At 71.5% G+C, this 18163-nt stretch carries 15 protein-coding genes; 6 read left to right on the top strand and 9 right to left on the bottom strand.

All coding sequences use genetic code 11. The annotated features are described in order from the left end of the window. From ABZ342_RS43300 to ABZ342_RS43325, 6 genes are all read right to left on the bottom strand, one after another. The coding region (locus ABZ342_RS43300) for a DNA repair ATPase (protein ID WP_360486258.1) at positions 1 to 3482 on the bottom strand (3482 nt) is incomplete at its 3' end. Then, positions 3479 to 5488 (bottom strand): SPFH domain-containing protein, encoded by a 2010-nt coding sequence (locus ABZ342_RS43305; protein WP_155542588.1) that lies wholly within the window; start codon positions 5486 to 5488, stop codon positions 3479 to 3481. The genes ABZ342_RS43300 and ABZ342_RS43305, both read right to left, overlap by 4 nt. A gap of 3 nt (positions 5489 to 5491) precedes the next feature. Then, a complete protein-coding gene (locus ABZ342_RS43310) occupies positions 5492 to 6067 on the bottom strand; it encodes a hypothetical protein (protein WP_360486261.1) in 576 nt (191 codons plus the stop codon). 256 nt (positions 6068 to 6323) lie between these two features. Then, positions 6324 to 7202 (bottom strand): hypothetical protein, encoded by an 879-nt coding sequence (locus ABZ342_RS43315; RefSeq protein WP_360486264.1) that lies wholly within the window; start codon positions 7200 to 7202, stop codon positions 6324 to 6326. 191 nt (positions 7203 to 7393) lie between these two features. After that, positions 7394 to 8026 carry a TetR/AcrR family transcriptional regulator gene (locus ABZ342_RS43320; protein WP_360486267.1) on the bottom strand — a complete coding sequence of 211 codons (633 nt, stop codon included), beginning with the start codon at positions 8024 to 8026 and terminating at the stop codon, positions 7394 to 7396. Between the two features lie 121 nt (positions 8027 to 8147). Further along, entirely contained in the window at positions 8148 to 9065 is a 918-nt protein-coding gene (locus tag ABZ342_RS43325) for a WYL domain-containing protein (protein ID WP_360486270.1), read from the bottom strand. A 62-nt stretch (positions 9066 to 9127) separates the two neighbouring features. Here ABZ342_RS43325 and ABZ342_RS43330 point away from each other — a divergent pair, with 62 nt between their 5' ends. Then, positions 9128 to 9679, top strand: a complete 552-nt coding sequence (locus ABZ342_RS43330) for a DinB family protein (protein WP_360486273.1) — start codon at positions 9128 to 9130, stop codon at positions 9677 to 9679. Then, positions 9676 to 10764 carry a winged helix DNA-binding domain-containing protein gene (locus tag ABZ342_RS43335; RefSeq protein ID WP_360486276.1) on the top strand — a complete coding sequence of 363 codons (1089 nt, stop codon included), beginning with the start codon at positions 9676 to 9678 and terminating at the stop codon, positions 10762 to 10764. The genes ABZ342_RS43330 and ABZ342_RS43335 overlap by 4 nt, the downstream gene beginning before the upstream one ends. Here ABZ342_RS43335 and ABZ342_RS43340 read toward each other — a convergent pair. After that, positions 10761 to 11717 carry a YafY family protein gene (locus tag ABZ342_RS43340; RefSeq protein WP_360486279.1) on the bottom strand — a complete coding sequence of 319 codons (957 nt, stop codon included), beginning with the start codon at positions 11715 to 11717 and terminating at the stop codon, positions 10761 to 10763. The two genes, ABZ342_RS43335 and ABZ342_RS43340, sit on opposite strands and share 4 nt — an antisense overlap. A 102-nt stretch (positions 11718 to 11819) precedes the next feature. On the opposite strand from ABZ342_RS43340, the gene ABZ342_RS43345 reads away from it, so the two are divergent. Both ABZ342_RS43345 and ABZ342_RS43350 read left to right on the top strand, forming a co-directional pair. Beyond that, positions 11820 to 12278 carry a nucleoside deaminase gene (locus ABZ342_RS43345; RefSeq protein WP_155542574.1) on the top strand — a complete coding sequence of 153 codons (459 nt, stop codon included), beginning with the start codon at positions 11820 to 11822 and terminating at the stop codon, positions 12276 to 12278. Positions 12279 to 12302: 24 nt separating this feature from the next. After that, complete coding sequence (locus tag ABZ342_RS43350) at positions 12303 to 13265, top strand: 2-oxoglutarate and iron-dependent oxygenase domain-containing protein (protein WP_360486283.1); 963 nt, start codon at positions 12303 to 12305, stop codon at positions 13263 to 13265. 269 nt (positions 13266 to 13534) lie between these two features. Here ABZ342_RS43350 and ABZ342_RS43355 read toward each other — a convergent pair whose 3' ends face one another. Next, positions 13535 to 14800 (bottom strand): GGDEF domain-containing protein, encoded by a 1266-nt coding sequence (locus ABZ342_RS43355; RefSeq protein ID WP_360486286.1) that lies wholly within the window; start codon positions 14798 to 14800, stop codon positions 13535 to 13537. 423 nt (positions 14801 to 15223) lie between these two features. Here ABZ342_RS43355 and ABZ342_RS43360 point away from each other — a divergent pair, with 423 nt between their 5' ends. After that, positions 15224 to 16132 (top strand): chitinase, encoded by a 909-nt coding sequence (locus ABZ342_RS43360; protein ID WP_230862431.1) that lies wholly within the window; start codon positions 15224 to 15226, stop codon positions 16130 to 16132. A gap of 135 nt (positions 16133 to 16267) precedes the next feature. Beyond that, on the top strand, positions 16268 to 17641 hold the full coding sequence (locus ABZ342_RS43365; RefSeq protein WP_360486289.1) for a cytosine permease: 1374 nt from the start codon (positions 16268 to 16270) through the stop codon (positions 17639 to 17641). Here ABZ342_RS43365 and ABZ342_RS43370 read toward each other — a convergent pair. Then, positions 17605 to 18090: a hypothetical protein gene (locus ABZ342_RS43370; RefSeq protein WP_360486292.1), complete on the bottom strand. Its 486-nt coding sequence runs from the start codon at positions 18088 to 18090 to the stop codon at positions 17605 to 17607. The genes ABZ342_RS43365 and ABZ342_RS43370 overlap by 37 nt on opposite strands. Positions 18091 to 18163 lie beyond the last annotated feature (73 nt).

Raw genomic sequence — 18163 nt, forward strand, 5'->3', positions numbered from 1 at the left:
CGCCCGGTGAGCCGCGGGTGCGCGCCGAGCAGACCGTCCACAGTGGTCGTCAGCGTCGCCGACGAGTCGTACCGCGGGAGGTCGCACAGCTCGATCGCGACGGCCTCGGGCAGCTCGTCGGCCGGCAGCCCGACCGAGTCCACAAAGGACCGCAGCCACGCGTCGGCGAGCTGGTACCGGTCCGCCAGGTCGTCGAGCGAACCCAGGTCTTCGGCGAAGCTGCGCCGGTCGAGCCGGAACTTGTCCAGCACCGCCCGCGCGCCACCGCTGGTGACGAACCCGGCCGGGGCGATCGCGAGCTCCTCGACCAGGTACTCCCCGGCGAACTCGGCGTCGAGCGCGAGCCCGTCGGTGAACGCCGTGATGGCGTCCCCGAGTTCCCGCGCCAGCTCGTCGATCGCCCGGGTGGGGCCGAACGCCTCCCGCACCCGCGCGAGCGACGCGGCCCGTGTCGTCCACGCGCCCTTGGCCCGTTCGTCGGCGCCGAAGGCCCAGAACAGCTGAGCGGCCGCACGGGCCGCGGGCGGGTAGCGCAACAGGCCGGCGGCGGACCGCAGGCGCAGCAGGGCCGCCAGGATCGCGGCGGCGTCGTGGTCGTGCACCCCGCGCGCGTAGCCCTCGTCGTACCGCTCCCCCGCCACGCTCCGCACGACTTCCAGGAGGTCGGCTTCGACCAGCTCGGCCGCCGGTCGTTCGGCGAGGATCGACGTCGCGAGGTACTCGGCCCGGTAGACCTCCGGCGACTCCGAGACCAGCAGCTGGTCCCAGTACGGCCGGGTCGCCTCGAAGGAGGAGTCCCGCACCGGCGCCCGGTAGTCGGTGCCGGTGATCGCGAACTTCATCGTGCCTTCGTGCGGCACCAGTGTCAGGTCGATGTCCTGGGTGTTGACGGCGAAGGTGTGGCGGCCGAGGCGGATCGTCTCGCCGCCCTCGCCATAGAGGTCCAGCCGGTCGCGCAGGGCCCGGCCGGCCTCCTGGCGGGCGGCCTTCACGCGGCCTTCGAGCTCTTCGGCGCGGACCTGGTCGCCGAGCGCACGCAGGTCTTCGACGACGCTGCGCAGCTTCGAGACCATCGGATCGGCCGCGAAGTAGGTGTTGATCTCGTCGACCGAGCCGAGCGAACCGACCCGGCGCGTCACGCTGCCGAGGATGCGCCCGGCCGATTCGACCAGCCGGTCCGCCCGCCGCGCCCGCTCGTCGAGCAGTGCCTGCTTGCGCGAGGAGAACGCCTCGTAGACGTCGGTGCGCTTTTCCCCGAGCGAAGTCAGGAAGTCGTCGAACTCCCCGAACCGCGATTCGAGGTTCTCCAGCTGCAGCAGCAGCCGGCCCAGCTGCTCGTCGCAGCGCTCCGGGGTGTCCGCGACCGCGAGCCCGCCCGTGATGGCCTGTGCGAGCAGCGCGAACTCGGCCGCGAACTCCGCCCGGCCCTCGGTCTCCAGGAGTTCCTTGCGGCGCGCGTCGAGCGTGGCCCTGGCCCGGTTGACCGCGCCGATCACCTCGCCGACGCGCTCCAGGATCTTCGTCCGGACGACGGCGTCGGCGATGTCCAGCCCGCCCACGACGTCGGTGAGCACCTCCAGGCCGGCGGACTGCTCGTCGAGCTGTTCGGCGACCGGGACGGCCTCGGCGACGGTCTTGATCGCGCCCGCCGCCGCGATGAGCCCGTCGACTTCGGCGTGGTAGCCGGTGAACGCCTCCTCGCCCTGCAGGAACCGAACGGCCCGCTGCGCGGCCTCGGAGAACTCCGCGTCCAGCCCGGCGATCAGCTCGTCCACGCGGGCGGTGTCGGCGTACCGCAGCTCCCGCACGGTGACCAGGCGCCCGCGCGCCCGGTGCATCTCGGCCAGGCGCCGCACCCACGCGTCCGCCGCGTTGAGCGCCTCACCCCGCACCCGCCGCACGAGCGACGCGGTCTCGGCCGCCGCGGTGTCGACGGCCTCGGCCGCCTGCGCGGTCAGCGAGGTGACCGTCTCGAACTCGTCCAGCACCTGCTCGGCGGTGACGCGGACGTCGGACAGCGGCGAGCGCAGGTCACCCAGCTCGGTCTCGCCGAGCCAGTGGTAGTGGTCGAAGACCCGGGCGCACGCGGTGATCAGCGCCTCGAACACCGCCGCCGAGGGCGCCATGTCCCCGATCATCCTGGTGATCGACAGGCAGTCCGAGATCCCGCGGACGAGGTCGGCGTTCCCGACCCGCTCCAGCGGCCCGGTGCCGGCCGGCTGCGACGCGGCGTAGGTGTCCGACTGGAACGGCGTCCGCCACACCTGCATCGGGTGCACGCGGCTCGGTTCGTCGGACAGCGCGCGGAACAGGATCATCGTGCCGTCGTCGAACAGCGAGTACCCGTGGCACGGGATCGGGTTGGCGACCTCCTTGCGGATCACGTTGTACGGCAGGAGGAGCGAGCGGCCCTCGGCCCGCGCGTGGAAGACGTACAGCACGTCCTCGCCGTTGGGCGAGCGGATCACGCGCTCGAACTCGAGACCGTCCACAGTGGTGTCGAACGTCTTGCTGACGCCGGTGTCGAGGTAGTAGCCGCCGGGGAAGATGATGCCGTGTTCCTCGGGGAGCCGCTGGCACGCCTGCCCGATGCCGTCGAGCCGCACGACGTCCTGGGTGCGCGTGTTGAAGACCAGGTAGCGGTAGGTGGTTTCCTTGTACGGCAGCATGCGCAGCAGGATCAGCGGACCGATCCGGGCGTAGGACACCTCGGCGTCGGCGAGGCTCTGCAACGGCTCGTCGACCGGCTCGGCGTAGACGCCGGCGCCGGTCTCGGTGTTGTTCTCGACCTTGACCGTCAGGTTGCCGCCGACGGTTTCGACGAACACCTCGTCCTCGATCGAGATGTGCGGGTGCCGGCCGAGGACGTGGTCCTCGCGCGTGGTCTCGACCCACTCGAAGTCGTGCGACGGTGGGAAGACGTGGTCGCGCTCACCGCGGTTGTCCAGGTAGGACACCGCGCCGTCGGGCGCGATGCCCCACCGCAGCACCCGGATGTCTTCGGTGCGCGGGCCGATCTGGAACACCGCGAGCAGCTTCCCGTCCAGCCGACGCAGCTGCAGCAGCTTCGCCTGGCGGTAGTACCGGTACAGCTCGCCGAAGTCCCGCCCGAACTGCTCGTCCCGCAGCAGCTCGGGCAGGTCCTGCGCGCTCACGTCGTCGAACCGGAACGCGCTCTCGTCATGGCTGAAGCGCTGCAACGAGAACACGTCGTCGATCGCCGTCTCGGGCTTCAGTCCGATGAAGACGTTGTAGCCGAACAACATCCGGCCGTCGACCGCGACGATGTCCCGGGGCACGCAGTTGTTGGCGGTGCGGATGCGTTCGGTGCCGACCAGCGCGAGCTGCGCGCTGCCGAAGACCTCGAGCCGCCGCGCGTTGAGCTCGTCCGCGCGTTTCGCCAGCTCGGCGGCCTGGGCGGCCAGCCGGACGCGGAGCACGTCATACGTGCCCGCGTCCAGCTCCGTTTCGGCCGCCGTCACTGCTTCGCGGCGACGACGGTGGCGACCGACGTCTCGGCGAGGCCGAGCTGCTGCGCCGTGGTCATCAGCTCACGGAGCTTGTCGCTGTCCGGCCCGCCGGCCTGCAGCTGCTTCGCCAGGAAAGCCGACAGCGTCAGGTTCTTCACGTCTTCGGTGCTCACCGCGCCGATCAGCTTGGCGAGGTCGTCGGTGAAGCTGGCCGACCCGTCGAGGTAGGGCCGCGCGAGCGACTGGACGACGTCGGAGTGCTGCACGAAGCCGTCGACGCTCTTGCCGAGGCCGATCGAGCCGACGATCCGGTCGAAGAACATGGTCTCGCCGCCGACGATGTCGATGTCGGCCTTCTCCAGCCCGACGCTGAGCACCGTCGCCTGCGCTTCGGCGACGTCACGCTGCACGTCGAGCGCGGCCAGCCGGATCTCCTTCTCCGCTTCCAGCCGCAGCCGGTACTCCTCGTGCTCGCGGCTCGCGCTGTCGAGGGCAGCCAAGGCGGCGGCCTTCTCGGTGAGCCCCTCGGCCTCGCCCTTCAGCTTGTCGCGCAGTGCCTCGGCGACCACGGTCGCCTTCTCGCGTTCGACGATCGCCTCGGCGCGGCCGACCTTCTCCAGCGCGACCGCGTCACGCTCCCGGACCTGCGCGGCGGCGAGACCCGCGGCGGCCTCTTCGGCCTGGATGCCTTCGGCGAGCCGGATCTTGGCCCGCGTCTCCAGCTCGGCGGCCTGCTGGCGCGCCTCGGCGAGGGTCAGCTCCTCGCGCGCCTTGTGCTTGGCGGCCTGCTCCGACGCCTCGGCGGCCTTGATGCCCTTGACCAGGTTCTCCTGCGCTTCGGCTTCGGCGCGGATCACGATGGCCTCGCGGGTGCGCTGGGCCTCTTCGACCACGCGCAGCTTCTTGATGTTCTCTTCCTGCTCCGCGACGGTCTTCTCGACGGCGATCCGTTCGCGGATCACCTCGGCGATCGACCGCTTCTCCGTTTCGAGTTCCTTGTCCTTCGAGATCCGGGAAAGCTCGGTCTCGCGCTCGCGGCCGATCACTTCGAGCAGGCGGTCCTTTTCGATCCGCTCGGACTCGATGGCGATGACGCGTTCGCGGTTCTTGCCGGCGACCTCGATTTCCCGCTGCTGGTTCTGCTGCTGGATGCCGAGCTGCTCGTCGGTGCGCAGCTGCGCGGCCTGCGACTTGAGCCGTTCCTCGGCCTGCACCTTGAGGGTTTCCGCTTCTTCGCGCGCCCGCATGGTCTCGACTTCGCGGCGCTGCTTGATCTCCGCGTCGGCCTGGCGCCGCTCCAGCTCGAGGATCGCCTCGCGGGCGTCCACGTTCTGGCGCGTGATTTCTTTCTCTTCGTGGCGGCGGAACTCGTTGGTGCGCACGTGCTCGATCGCCGTCAGCTCGGTGATCTTGCGGATACCCTGCGCGTCCAGGATGTTCGCCGAGTCGAGCGACGTCATCGGCGTCTGCTCGAGGTAGTCGATCGCCGCGTCCTCGAGGCTGTACCCGTTCAGGTCGGTGCCGATGACGCGGATGATCTGGTCGCGGAACTCGTTGCGCTTGGTGTAGAGGTCGACGAAGTCGAGCTGCTTGCCGACGGTCTTCAACGCCTCGGAGAACTTCGCGCTGAACAGCTCCTGCAGGGTTCCCTGGTCGCTCGCGCGTTCGGTGCCGATCGCCTGCGCGACCTTCACCACGTCCTCGGCCGTCTTGTTGACCCGCACGAAGAACGAAATCCGGATGTCGGCGCGGATGTTGTCCCGGCAGATCAGGCCTTCCCGGCCGGTGCGCTCGATGTCGATCGTCTTCACCGAGATGTCCATGACCTCGGACTTGTGCAGCACGGGCAGCACGACGGCGCCGGTGAAGGTGACGTCGACCTTGCGCACCTTGGAGATGATCAGCGCCTTGCCCTGCGGCACCTTCCGGAACAGCCGGCTCACGACGAACAACAGCACCAGAAGGATCAGCACCACGACGGCGATCAACACGCCGGCACCCAGGCCGATGGCATCCATGCGTCAGTCCTTTTCTGCTTCGAGTTCCAGGGGGCTGACCCAGAAGAACTCACCCGCGCTGTCGTAGTCGTAGATGACCACGCGGCTGCCCAGCCCGAGGTTGCCTTCCCCGGCGAGCCGGACGGAGATGATCGCCGACGCCCCATCGGCGGCGGCCACTTCGGCCTGCCCGAAGTCCTCGGTGACGGTCGAGGTCCGCACCACGGCGACCCGGCCGACGAAGTCCTGCCGGCTCGGCACGACCCCGGCGAAGACGCGCCGCAACGGCACGACGACCAGCCGGGTCCCGAGCGCCCCGAGCACGAGAGCGGCCAGCAGAACCGCCACCCCCAGCCCGACTCGCAGGGGTGTGCCGAGGCCGTCGATGAGAACGGTCCCGACGAGACTGAGGAACCAGCTGAAGGCGACGAGCAGCGACAGCGAGATGGGCAGCGGAACCCCGCCGAAGAACCCGATGTCACCGTCTTCGATGTCGAGGACGCCGAGCAGGGCCAGCCCCCAGTAGCCGATCACGACGATCAGCAGGAAGCTGAAGAGCACGGCGGGAAAAGCCAAAGCCGCGGTGACGAACCCGCTCATCCGACGTCGTTTCCTTCCCCCAAGGAAGGGCCCGGCACTCCGGGGCCCTGGCCAGCGACTATAACCGGCAGGCGAGGGCGGGGAAGAACATTTCGGACACGAACCGGTCACACCGGTGACTGCCTCGCCGGGACTCGTCGACGTTCCCGGCGCGGTGGACGCGGCGCACGGGCTCCCCTGCCGGTCCCACCTTCCGCCGGCCCGAAAACCGGCAGCCGGACGGATTCCCGGCTGCCGGTTTTCGGTTTCCCCGGAATCAGGGGGTGTAGATCTCCTTGACCGTGGCGATCCGGTCGTCACCGTTCACGCTGATCTGCGCGAGCGTCGAATTGCCGTCCTTCAGCTTCTGGAGCAACTGGTCCTGGCCGCACGGCCCGTTGCCGTAACCCTGGCCGTCGATGGTGACCGATTCGCCGGGGCACAGGGTGGCCGCGCTGAGCACCTTGCCGCCCTCCTGCAGCGGAAGCCGGTAGGTCTTGCCGTCGAGCGGCACGTAGTGGCTGTTGTCCGGACCGCCGTCCTGGCGGGTGACCAGCTGGAAGCGGACCATCCGCACCCCGGCGTCGTACCCGGTGAACTGCACTGCCTGGGTGGTGTTCGGGAACAGGCGGACCTGCCGGACAGGGGTCTTGCCGGCGCCGGTCGAGGGCCTGGTCTCCAGCTGCAGGGAGCTGTCGGGCACGCCACAGACCACCGCACCCTGGCTGCCCGCGGACCCCGCCTGACGGGCGCAGGTCCACTTCCCCTCGACGTCGAGGACCCGCTCGCCCGGGCCTTCGGCTTGCGGCAGCTTCCGGTAGTACTCGGTGATCACGGTGAACGCCTCGGTGCAGCCCGGCGTGGTGCCGTCGGTGGCGGCCACCGCGATCAGGTCCATCTTCGGCCGTCCCGATGCGCCGACCTGGCCGCCGTACTGGCTGCAGTTGACGTCGCCGTTCGGCGCGGTGCCGGAACCTCCGGTGGCCGCCCCCTGGCCGCCGCCTTCCGGCACCTGCTCCACGGCCGCCGCCTCGTTTTTCGCCGGAGAACCGGTGCCCGCGACATTGTTCCCGCTGCACGCGGAAAGCAGAGCGGTGGTGGCGAATGCCCCGGCAACCATGACCGTTTTGATGGTCTTCTTCGCGGTGAATTCCATCGCGGCGCCCCTCTCGCAGCTTTGTTGAAGCTTTGTCTCCGAAGACGCCGGAAACTGAATCACGTTGCTCCCGGAGGCCGGCAGAGCGCGGGGTTGCCCGAAAGTACGACTGTGGGGTTCCTATGGGCAGTACTCGGCCGCCTTCGCAACCTGGATGCCACCCACTGAACATCCGCCGCCAAAGCGACCGCTCAGTCTGTGACCGGCGTCTCAGGCTGGGAAGCGCCCAGCATCCGGAGCACGAGACCGCCGTACTCCTTGCCGAGCGCGGTCGGCGTCTGGCGGGCGCGCTCCGTGTACCAGCGGGCCACGTCGACGCCCAGCGACAGCACCGCGCGGGCCGAGATGTGCGCGTCGGAGACGGTGAAGACGCCGCTCTCGGCGCCCGCGGTGATCACGTCGCGCACGATTCGCTCGATGCGGCGCCGGAGCTCGGCGACCACCTCGAATTCCTTCTCGGGCAGGGCCTGCAGTTCGTACTGCACGACCCGGGCGACGGTGTGGCGGCGCGCGTGCCAGGCGACGAAGTCCTCGACGATCAGCCGGATCCGTTCGACGGGATCGGACTCCTTCGCGACGACGTTCTCGACCAGGGCCAGCGTCTGCTCGTGGCCGTACCGGCTGATGGCGAACAGCAGCGCGGCCTTGGACGGGAAGTGCACGTAGAGCGCGGCCGGGCTCATCCCGGCGGCTCCGGCGATGTCCCGGGTGGTGGTGGCGTGGTAACCCCGCTTGGCGAAGGCCTCGACGCCGGCCAGCATCAACCGGCGAGCGGTCTCGGGCTGCACATCCGGCCACAGTTCGGCCGACAGCGACATCGTCATCCGGTGATCCTCCCAGACCGCACCGCCCGGGATGGCCGGCTCCGGTCGCCACCATTGTAAGCGGGCGCTAACCTGCGGTTTCCGGGGACGGATCCCCGAGCCGGCCGGCGGTCCGCGGATTTCACCCTCCGGCCGCGGCAGCATAGCGGCGGGCCAGCCGGGCGAAGGCGTCCCGCAGCTCCGCCGGTCCGACGACCTCGATCTCCGCGTCGAACCGGCCGATCGATGCCGCCAGGCCCACCCACGACCACGCCCCCAGCACCAAGCGGCAGCGGGACGGCCCCAGCTCCTCCACCACGCCGTCGCCCGCGTACGTCGACACGACGCTCGCCGGCAGGTCCAAGATCACTTCGCCGCGGCACTCGTCCTTGCCCGAGAACCGGTCCGCCACGAACGCCGCCACGTCTCCGCCGGGTACCTCCCGGGGGATGAACCGCGGGCCGGTCGGGATCCGGGGGGTCAGCCGGTCGACGCGGAACGTGCGCCAGTCCGCGCGGTCGAGGTCCCACGCCACCAGGTACCAGCGGCCGCCGCGGGTCACCAGGTGGTGGGGCTCCGCGCGGCGCGGCGAGTCCAGGTAGTCGAACCGCAGTACCTCGCGGGCATGCACCGCCGCGCTCAGCGTCGCCAGCGCCGACGGATCCACCGGCGGCCCCGGTCGGGAGACGGCCGTGACGTGCAGGGCGTCGACGCGGTGGCGCAGCCGGGACGGCATCACCTGCCGGACCGTGGTCAACGCCCGCGCCGCCGCTTCCTCGATCCCGCCGCCGGTGACCGTCCGCAGCGCCACCGCCAGCGCGACCGCCTGCTCGTCGTCGAACAGCAGCGGCGGCAGGTCCGCGCCCGCGCCGAGCCGGTAGCCGCCGTCGGGGCCCTTGGCCGTCGCGATCGGGTAGCCGAGCTCGCGCAGTCGGTCGACGTCGCGGCGGACCGTCCGCGCGCTGACCTCCAGACGCTCGGCCAGCAGCGCACCCGGCCAGTCGCGGCGCGCCTGCAGGAGCGAGAGCAGGGCGAGCAGGCGCGCGGAAGTCTTCGGCATGTACCCGATCTTGCCGGAAGTAGCGGACACATCCTGTCCGCTACTTCTGACACGCTGGTCGCATGACCCACGAAACCGAACGCGACGACCTCATCGCCGAGCTGGCGGTCACCCGGGCCGCCCTCATCGCCACCACGAACGGTCTCACCGACGAGCAGGCCGGCGCGCGGCCGACCGTCAGCGCGCTGTGCCTCGGCGGCCTCGTCAAGCACGTCGCGTCCATGGAAGAGAACTGGCAGCGCTTCGCCGTCGACGGCCCGTCGGCCATGCGCTTCGACCTGCCCGACGGCGTGACCTGGGCGGACATGGCGGCCGGGACCGCCCGCGAGTACCCGCGGTGGGCGATCGACCACCAGAACGAGTTCTCCATGCAGCCCGGCGAGACCCTGGCGGGCGTGCTCGCGCGCTACGAAGACGTCGCGAAGCGCACCGAAGAGGTCGTCGCGAAGGTCGACCTCTCCGCGACGCACCCGCTGCCGGACGCGCCGTGGAACCGGCCGGGGACGGTGTGGAGCGCGCGGCGGGCCATCATCCACATCATCGCCGAGACCGCTCAGCACGCCGGGCACGCCGATCTCCTCCGCGAGACGCTCGACGGTCAGAAGGCGACGTGACGGTGCTGGACGCGCGGTCGCTCAACCGCGCGACGCTCGCCCGGCAGCTGCTGCTCGACCGCGCCGAGCTGCCAGTGCACGACGCCGTCGCGCACCTCGGCGGCCTGCAGGCGCAGGAGCCGCAGGAACCGTTCACCGGGCTGTGGTCGCGGCTGCGCGCGTTCGACCCGGCGGCGTTGTCGGACCTGCTCACCGGGCGGCGCGTGGTGCGGACGCACCTGATGCGCCGGACCGTCCACCTGCTCACCGCCGAGGACGTCCTGGCGTGGCGGGCCCGCTTCGACGCCATGCTGCGCCAGCGCGTCCTCGGCACCTACCGCCGCGAGCTCGAGGGGGTCGACCTCGACGAGCTCGCGGCGGCGGGCCGGGCGGTCCTGGCCGACGGCGAGCCCCGCTCGATGGGCGAGCTGGCCCGGGCGGTCGCGGACAAGTGGCCGTCGTGCGACCACCGGCCGCTCGGCGAGATGCTGATCGCCGCGCTGATCCCGGTGGTGCAGCTGCCTCCCCGGGGGCTGTGGCGCGCCAAGGGCGGGGTGCGGAACGTGCCGCTGGCGTCGTGGCTGGGCCGGGAGGCCGATCCACTCGACCCGGACGACGGGGTCGGGCGGGCGCTGGTGCGCCGGTACCTGGCCGCGTTCGGCCCGGCGGCGACGGCGGACCTGCGCGCGTGGTCCGGCCTGGCCGGGCTGCCGGCGGCGGTGAAGGCGGTCCGCGAGGAACTGGTGGTCTTCCGCGACGAGCGCGGCCGCGAGCTGCTCGACCTGCCGGACGCGCCGCGCCCGGACGCGGACACTCCCGCGCCGGTGCGGTTCCTGCCGGCGTTCGACAACGCGATCCTCGGCTACGACGACCGGACCCGCGTCATCGACGACGCCCACCGGGGCGTGTCGGTCGCGGGTGACCGGGTGGTGCTGGTGGACGGCCGGGTTTCGGCGACCTGGACGGTGGAAGCCGAGGCGGTGGTGGTGCGGCCGCTGCGACGGTTGACCAAGCCCGAACGCTCGGCGGTGACCGAGGAAGGAAGCGGACTCGCGTCGTTCCTCACCGAAGGCGAAAGTGATCGCCTCCGCGTCGAAGCGCCTTAACCGACCGCGCGGGCGAAGCGCTCCGCCACCTCCCGCAGCCGCTCCACCAGCCCCGGCGGCGCCTCCTCCACCACGAAGTCGTACCCCCACTGGGCCAGGTAGTACGGCACCGTGTCCAGGGTGTTCGCCCCGGTCCGCACCCGGCAGCTGTGCTCGTCGATCGGCTCCACCGAGCCGCTCGTCGGCGGGATCCGCTGGGCCAGCACCGCCGCCGGGACCGCCACCCGCAGCACCAACTGGTGCGGGTACGGCGCCGTCGAGATCTGACGCGACACGTACACCGCCAGGTCCTCGGCCGGGGGTTCGCGCGGCGTGAACCGGAAGCTCGGCGCCGGGACGCCCGTGATGCGGTCCACGCGGAACGTGCGCCAGCCGTCGCGGTCCAGGTCGAACGCCACCAGGTACCACCGGCGCCCGGTGTGGACCAGGCGCAGCGGCTCGACCGACCGTTCCGTCTCCGTGCCCGCGCGGTCGCCGTAGCCGAAGCGCAGCCGCTCGTGGTCGCGGCAGGCCGACGCGATCGCCGTCAGCACCGAAGCGTCGACCGTCGGGCCGCCGCCGGGCAGCGAGACCGTCGCCGCGTGCAGGGCACCGACCCTCGGGCGCAGCCGGGCCGGCAGCACCTGCTCCAGCTTCGTGAGCGCGCGCACCGACGTCTCCTCGATGCCGCTGACCGTGCCGCTCGCCGCCGTGCGCAGGCCGACCGCGACCGCGACGGCCTCGTCGTCGTCCAGCAGCAGCGGCGGGAGCGCGGCGCCCGCGCCGAGCCGGTAGCCACCGGTCACCCCCGGCGTCGCGTGCACCGGGTAGCCGAGGGAGCGCAGCCGCTCGACGTCACGGCGGATCGTGCGGACGTCGACTTCGAGCCGCGACGCGAGGTCGGCGCCCGGCCAGTCGCGCCGCGCCTGCAGCAGCGAGAGCAGCCTGAGCAGGCGTTCCGATGTCCCGTACATGGCACGCAGTGTGCCAGACATCGAGGACAGTTCCGGTCCTCGATGCACCTCGGACGTGGCCGGGCCCTTGCCACGGACCGCGTCGGGCGGAAAGAGTGGCGCATGCCGATCGACCCTGGCGCCCTGCTCGCCGTCGCCCGTGAAGAAGCCGAGCTGGGCAAGGCCGAGGGCGGCGTCCCCATCGGGGCCGCGCTGTTCGACACCGCGGGCACCCTCCTGGGCCGCGGGCACAACCGGCGCGTGCAGGACGACGACCCCTCGATGCACGCCGAGACCTCGGCGTTCCGCAACGCCGGGCGCCGTCCCCACTACCGCGACACGATCATGGTCACCACGCTTTCGCCGTGCTGGTACTGCTCCGGGCTCGTCCGTCAGTTCGGGATCGGGCGCGTCGTCATCGGCGAGGCCGAAACCTTCCACGGCGGGCACGACTGGCTGGCCGGGCTCGGCGTGGAGATCACCCTGCTCGACGACCCCGCGTGCACCGCGCTGATGACCGAGTTCATCGCCGCGCGCCCGGACCTGTGGTTCGAGGACATCGGGGTCGAGAAGTCCGGATAGGACAGTGCTTGCTGAGGAGCCGGTATGCCGTCAACCGTTCCGCTCGTGGACCTTTCGCCGTGGTTCGCGGGTACCTCCGAAGGCCGCGCCGAGGTGGCCGGGCAGATCGACCGCGCGCTGCGCGAGTCCGGGTTCCTGCTCGTCACCGGGCACGGCGTGGCCGACGACCTGCGCCGCCGGACGCGTGAGCTGGCACGGGAGTTCTTCGCGCTGCCCGAGGACGTCAAGCAGCGCTACGCCGTGACCGTCGGCGGCCGCGGCTGGCTGCCGCCGGGCGTCGAGGCCAACGGCTACGCCGAAGGCACCGAGACCCCGCCGGACCTCAAGGAGTCGTACTCGGCGGGCGCCGACCTGGGCGTCGGCGTCGCCGAGGTCGACGGGTTCTGGTTCCAGGCCAACGTCTGGCCGGACGAGGTGCCGGGGCTGGCCGAGGTGGCCACGGAGTACATGCGCCGCATGCGGGCGCTGTCGGATCACCTGCTGGAGATCTTCGCCGCGGCCCTCGGCCTGGCCGAGAGCCACTTCACGCGGCACACCGCGCACCCGACGTACACGTTCAACATCAACTGGTACCCGCCGATGACCCACGTCGGCGCGCCGGAGCCGGAGCAGTTCCGGATCGGCCCGCACACCGACTTCGGCACGGTGACGGTGCTCGACCGCCAGGCCGGCGTCGGCGGCCTGCAGGTCTACACCGACGCCGGCGAATGGGAGGACGCGCCGTTCCACCCGGACGCGTTCACGGTCAACATCGGCGACCTGATGGCCCGCTGGACCGGCGACCGCTGGCGCTCGACGCGCCACCGCGTGCTCCCGCCGGCGCCCACGGCACCCGACGAGGACCTGGTGTCGCTGATCTTCTTCTACGAGACCGACCACGACGCGCGGATCACGTCGCTGGCCCCTCCCCTGGGCCGCACGACGTACCCGGAAGTGATCGCGGCGGACTACCTGCGGGAGAAGCTGAACGCGATCACGGTCACCTGAAGCTCAGGAGCAGATCTTCTCGGCGATCGCGACCGGGACCTTTTCGCACAATTCCCCGGTGCCCCCGCCCTGAATTCCCCGACGGCCCCTCGCCGCCTTCCCTGCCACCAAGACGCCCACCGGTATTCCCGGTCGGGCAGCCCGCCTAACGGTCGGACAACGGCGACGAGCCGACGTCCGGTGGAGCGAAAACGGTGGGCCGCCGCGGGGAAAGCCGCCACGCTCGGCTTCGACGCCGATGCCCGGCCGAGGGTCGCGGGCAAGACGCGCTAGCCGGGTTCGACGCAGATCGTCCGGTTGCGGCCCGCCGCCTTCGCGCGCAGCACCGCCGCCTCCGCCGCCAGCAGCGCGTCCGCCAGGAGCCCGTCCACGCAGTCCGCGACGCCGATCGACACCGTCACCCCGACGAACTGCGGCCCGTCGCCCGAGGCCTTCAACGCCACCAGTGTCGAGGCGATGCGGAGCCGGATCCGCTCGGCGATCGCCATCGCGTCGAAGCGGCCCGTGCCCGGCAGCAGCACCGCGAACTCCTCGCCGCCGGAGCGGCCCACGAGATCGGCGGCACGGACCTCGTCGCGCAGGGTGTCGGCGACCGCGCGCAGGACGGCGTCGCCGATGCGGGCGCCGTAGCGGTCATTGAGTTGGCGGAAGTGGTCGAGGTCGAGCAGCAGCACGGCCTGCCCGGGGCCGTGGCGGCCGAGGCGGTTCAGCTCGGCTTCGGCGGCGCCGCGCCACGACGCCGCGGTCAGCACGCCGGTACCCGGGTCGAGGGTGACGTGGTCGCGGCGGCCGCGGCCCAGCCCGCCGCGGTGCAGCACGACGGTGGCGCCGGCCAGCAGCGGGACCAGCAGCGGCGCGGCCTCCACGGCCCAGGCGAGCGGCAGTGCGGACGCCGTCATCGCGGCGTCGAACGCGTGTCCCGGGAGAGCTTCACGGGGGCGGCGAGGGCCGTCGGCGGCGGTCACGAGCGCGGCGTTCACCGCCAGGAACACCACACCGGCGACGGTCAGCAGGACGACGGTGCGGGCGTCGAGGACCTCGCCCAGCGGCCGGCCGCCGGTCGCGGTGAGGAACGCCCCGGCGACGAGTCCGGCCAGCGCCGTCGCGGCGGCGCCGAACACCTGCCGGTACACGGGTCTTCTGCGGACCCGGAACCACTGGTGCAGCGCGGAGAGCACGACCAGCGCGACGGCGAGACCCGGCCGGAGCACCAGTACTCCGGCGAAGATCCACGGGGTGTCGACGCCGGGACCGAGGAGGGTGTCTTCGCGGTGGCGCTCCACCGCCCGGGCGAGCTCGGCCGACACCAGCATCCCGCCCGCGAGCAGCGCGAACGGCACCAGCATCGTGGCGAGCGGCGGAAACCGCAGGGCCGCGAGCACGGTGGCGGCCACGGCGAGGACGTCGATCGCGACGAAGTAGAGGGCCTGGCCACGCCGCGGCAGCCGCCACAGCGCACACCGGCTCAGCACGACGACGGGCAGGAACCGGCCCGGGCGGCGTTCTCCGCCGGCGGCGACCGAATCCCCCACCATTTCGGCAAAGTAGCCGGAATGCGGGGCGCTGTCACTCCGCCTTCAGGGGAATCTCACATCGCCGCCGCTCACCAGGGGATCTTCGGGGGTCCGAGGCTCGGCCCCGGAAGATGTAGCCGTCCGCGCACGGTAAGTCATATTTCCGACCCTCGGAGGGTTGACATACAACATTGGTCTAGTCCACTGTGTGGTGGCACGCAATGCTCCTCCCGGGATGATCCCGCCGCCTCAAACCGGAGGTGCTCCATCCAGCACGTTTGGAGGACCCCCATGCTGCATCGTTCATCGCCGATCCGACCACAGTCACGGCCGAACCACTTCGTTGCGACGGTTACTCGTCGCGCGAGGGGCGGCCTGCTTTTGGCCGGATCGGCGAAATCCCTGCACCGTCTGGTCACCCTCGCGGTCGCGGCCGGAGCCGCGATGGCGACGGCGGTCGGCCTCGCCCCGCAGGCCATGGCCGCGGTCGACCCGGTGCTCGCATCGCCGTACCTGTACCAGTGGGGCGGGCAGACCAGCCCGACCGCGGCGATGTCCGCCACCGGCGTGAAAGCGTTTACCCTCGCGTTCGTCCTGTCCGACGGCACCTGCAACCCGAAGTGGGACGGCAGCCGTTCGCTGACCGGCTCGGACAAGACGATGATCCAGAACATCCGCAACGCGGGCGGGGACGTGATCCCCTCGTTCGGCGGCTGGTCCGGCACCAAGCTGGGCTCGAAGTGCACGTCGGCCTCGGCGCTGGCCGGCGCGTACCAGAAGGTGATCGACGCCTACGGTCTCAAGGCGATCGACCTCGACATCGAGAACACCGACGAGTTCCAGAACAACACGGTGCAGGACCGCATCCTCAACGCGGTCAAGCTGACCAAGCAGAAGAACCCGAACCTGAAGGTCGTCATCACCATCGGCACCACCACGACCGGCCCCGACTCGTGGGGCAAGCGCCTGATCAACCAGGCCAAGGCGATCGGCGCCCCGGTCGACGTCTGGTCGGTCATGCCGTTCGACTTCTCCAGCGGCGGCGACATGGCCGCGCACACGAAGTCCGCGGTCGACGGGCTGAAGAACCAGCTCAAGACCACGTTCGGCTGGAACGACGACACCGCCTACCGGCACAGCGGCCTCTCCTCGATGAACGGCAAGACCGACAACGCGGGCGAGACGGTCACGGTCGCGAACTTCAACTCCATCCGCGGCTACGCGACGAGCCACCACCTGGCCCGCTTCACGTTCTGGGCCACCAACCGCGACTGCAGCGGTGGCGGCGAGTGCAGCGGCATCTCTCAGGACAAGTACGCCTTCACGAAGATCGTCGCCGGGTACGCCGGCTGACCCCTGATCCCGTAGTGGGGCTGTCGAAGGCCCTCTCACCGGCATCGGGGCCGGTGAGGGGGTCTTCGCGGGGTTTCCGGTGAGCGGGACGGTTTCCGTCACACCGCCGCAATCTTCGTCACCTACCGTCCTCGCATGACGAACCCCGAAGAGCCCGGCTACGGCGCCAAGCTGGTGGCCGTCGAACCCGGCGGGGTCGAGCCCGTCGCCGATTCCGACCGCCACGGACGGCCACGGCAGCTGGCCTGGACGTGGGCCTCCCCCAACCTCGAGTTCGCGACGATCTTCGTCGGCGTCCTCGCCGTCACCGCGTTCGGGCTCTCCTTCACGCAGGCCGCGCTCGCCGCCGTCGTGGGCAACGGGCTCGGCGCCGCCGCGCACGGCGTCCTGAGTGCCCGCGGGCCGCGTTACGGCGTGCCGCAGATGGTGCTCGGGCGGGCCGCGTTCGGCTACCGCGGGAACCTGGTGCCCGCCGCGCTCATGTCGGTCATGGCCGGCGTCGGCTGGTTCGCCGTCAACAGCGTCAGCGGGGCCTTCGCGCTCGCCGCCCTCACCGGCCTCCCCACCGTCGCCTGCCTCGTGCTCGTCGTCGCGCTGCAGATCGTCATCGCGTTCTTCGGGCACAACCTCGTCCAGGCGTACGAGAAGTACGTCTTCGTCGTCCTCGCCGTCGTGTTCGCCGCCGCGAGCGTCGTCGTCTTCGGGAAGGCGGGCGCCACCACCAACTCCGGCAGCGTGGGCGGGTTCCTCCTGGCCGTCGGCACCGCGTTCGGCTACACCGCCGGCTGGAACCCCTACGCCGCCGACTACACGCGCTACCTGCCGAAGACCGCGTCCCCGCGCGCGATCGGCCTCTACGCCGGCGGCGGCCTGTTCCTCTCGACCACGATCCTGATGCTCGTCGGCGCCGCCTCGGCGACCATCGCCGGCGCGGCCGACGACAACCCCACGACGGCGTTCACCGGGCACCTGCCCGGGTTCCTCGCCGCCGCGACGCTGCTGGCGATCACGCTCGGCGCCGTCGCCGCGAACGTCCTCAACGTCTACTCCGGCGCGCTCGCCTTCCTCGCCCTCGGGATCCGCCTGCCGCTGGCCTGGCGCCGGGCCGCCGTCGCGCTCGCGTTCGGCGTCGTCGGGTTCGTGCTGGCGTGGCTGGGGCTGTCCGACGCCGGGCACGCGTACGAGAACTTCCTGCTGGTCATCGCCTACTGGATCGGGCCGTGGCTCGGCGTGCTGCTGGCCGACCAGCACCTGCGCCGCGGCACGGAGTTCGGCGAGCTGCTCGCCGACCGGCACCACCGCAACGTCGCCGGCTTCACCGCGTTCCTCGTCGGGCTGGTGGTCTCCGTCGGGCTGTTCGCGAACCAGGCGGTCTACACCGCGCCGATCCCGAAAGCCGTGCCCGGCACCGGCGACCTGACGTTCGCCGCCGGGTTCGTGCTCGCCGCCGGGACCTACCTGCTGCTGCGGCGTCAGCGCACCGGGGTCCCGTCGCGACGGCAGCCGTAGGGGTAGCACCGGTAGTCCGGGGTGAACGTCGGGAGGGTGACGGTCGTCGTGGGTGACGGCGGCAGGTCGACCGTCACCGTCGGCGTGGGGGTCGGCGTCTGGCGCGCGTGCATGACCACCGGCGACGGTGTCGTCGTCCGCGTCGGCACGGCGATCGCGGTCGAGGTCGCCGTGGGGACGCCGGTGGCCGGCTGCAGCTGCGGGAACTGCCGGGACCCCGGGGCGGGTTCGGTGCGCGTCGCCAGGGCGAGCACGAGCCCGCCGAGCACCACGATCACCGCCGACGCCAGCGCGATCCGGCCCGCGGCGCCGTGCGGCTCGGCTTCGGGATCACGGCGGGCGGCCACCTCGGCCGAGCGCGAACCGGGTTTCCGCGGTCGCGCCCCGGCCTCTCGCAGCAGTTCGTCGACCGTGACCCGGTCCCGCCGCCTGCGCGCCCTGCGCGTCATGCACGACCTCCGCCCCATCGCTGATCCGGATGGATCGTAGAAAGCCGCGCGGCAAAAGTAAACGCGCTGATCG

The sequence above is a fragment of the Amycolatopsis sp. NPDC005961 genome, assembly GCF_040629235.1.
Taxonomy (GTDB): Bacteria; Actinomycetota; Actinomycetes; order Mycobacteriales; family Pseudonocardiaceae; genus Amycolatopsis; species Amycolatopsis camponoti.

What these genes read in the sequence shown, in the direction of transcription:
- ABZ342_RS43305 (WP_155542588.1), bottom strand. Translation starts at nt 5,488, where the DNA reads ATGGATGCCATCGGCCTGGGTGCCGGCGTGTTGATCGCCGTCGTGGTG.
- ABZ342_RS43310 (WP_360486261.1), bottom strand. Translation starts at nt 6,067, where the DNA reads ATGAGCGGGTTCGTCACCGCGGCTTTGGCTTTTCCCGCCGTGCTCTTC.
- ABZ342_RS43315 (WP_360486264.1), bottom strand. Translation starts at nt 7,202, where the DNA reads ATGGAATTCACCGCGAAGAAGACCATCAAAACGGTCATGGTTGCCGGG.
- ABZ342_RS43320 (WP_360486267.1), bottom strand. Translation starts at nt 8,026, where the DNA reads ATGACGATGTCGCTGTCGGCCGAACTGTGGCCGGATGTGCAGCCCGAG.
- ABZ342_RS43325 (WP_360486270.1), bottom strand. Translation starts at nt 9,065, where the DNA reads ATGCCGAAGACTTCCGCGCGCCTGCTCGCCCTGCTCTCGCTCCTGCAG.
- ABZ342_RS43330 (WP_360486273.1), top strand. Translation starts at nt 9,128, where the DNA reads ATGACCCACGAAACCGAACGCGACGACCTCATCGCCGAGCTGGCGGTC.
- ABZ342_RS43340 (WP_360486279.1), bottom strand. Translation starts at nt 11,717, where the DNA reads ATGTACGGGACATCGGAACGCCTGCTCAGGCTGCTCTCGCTGCTGCAG.
- ABZ342_RS43345 (WP_155542574.1), top strand. Translation starts at nt 11,820, where the DNA reads ATGCCGATCGACCCTGGCGCCCTGCTCGCCGTCGCCCGTGAAGAAGCC.
- ABZ342_RS43350 (WP_360486283.1), top strand. Translation starts at nt 12,303, where the DNA reads ATGCCGTCAACCGTTCCGCTCGTGGACCTTTCGCCGTGGTTCGCGGGT.
- ABZ342_RS43355 (WP_360486286.1), bottom strand. Translation starts at nt 14,800, where the DNA reads ATGGTGGGGGATTCGGTCGCCGCCGGCGGAGAACGCCGCCCGGGCCGG.
- ABZ342_RS43360 (WP_230862431.1), top strand. Translation starts at nt 15,224, where the DNA reads ATGGCGACGGCGGTCGGCCTCGCCCCGCAGGCCATGGCCGCGGTCGAC.
- ABZ342_RS43365 (WP_360486289.1), top strand. Translation starts at nt 16,268, where the DNA reads ATGACGAACCCCGAAGAGCCCGGCTACGGCGCCAAGCTGGTGGCCGTC.
- ABZ342_RS43370 (WP_360486292.1), bottom strand. Translation starts at nt 18,090, where the DNA reads ATGACGCGCAGGGCGCGCAGGCGGCGGGACCGGGTCACGGTCGACGAA.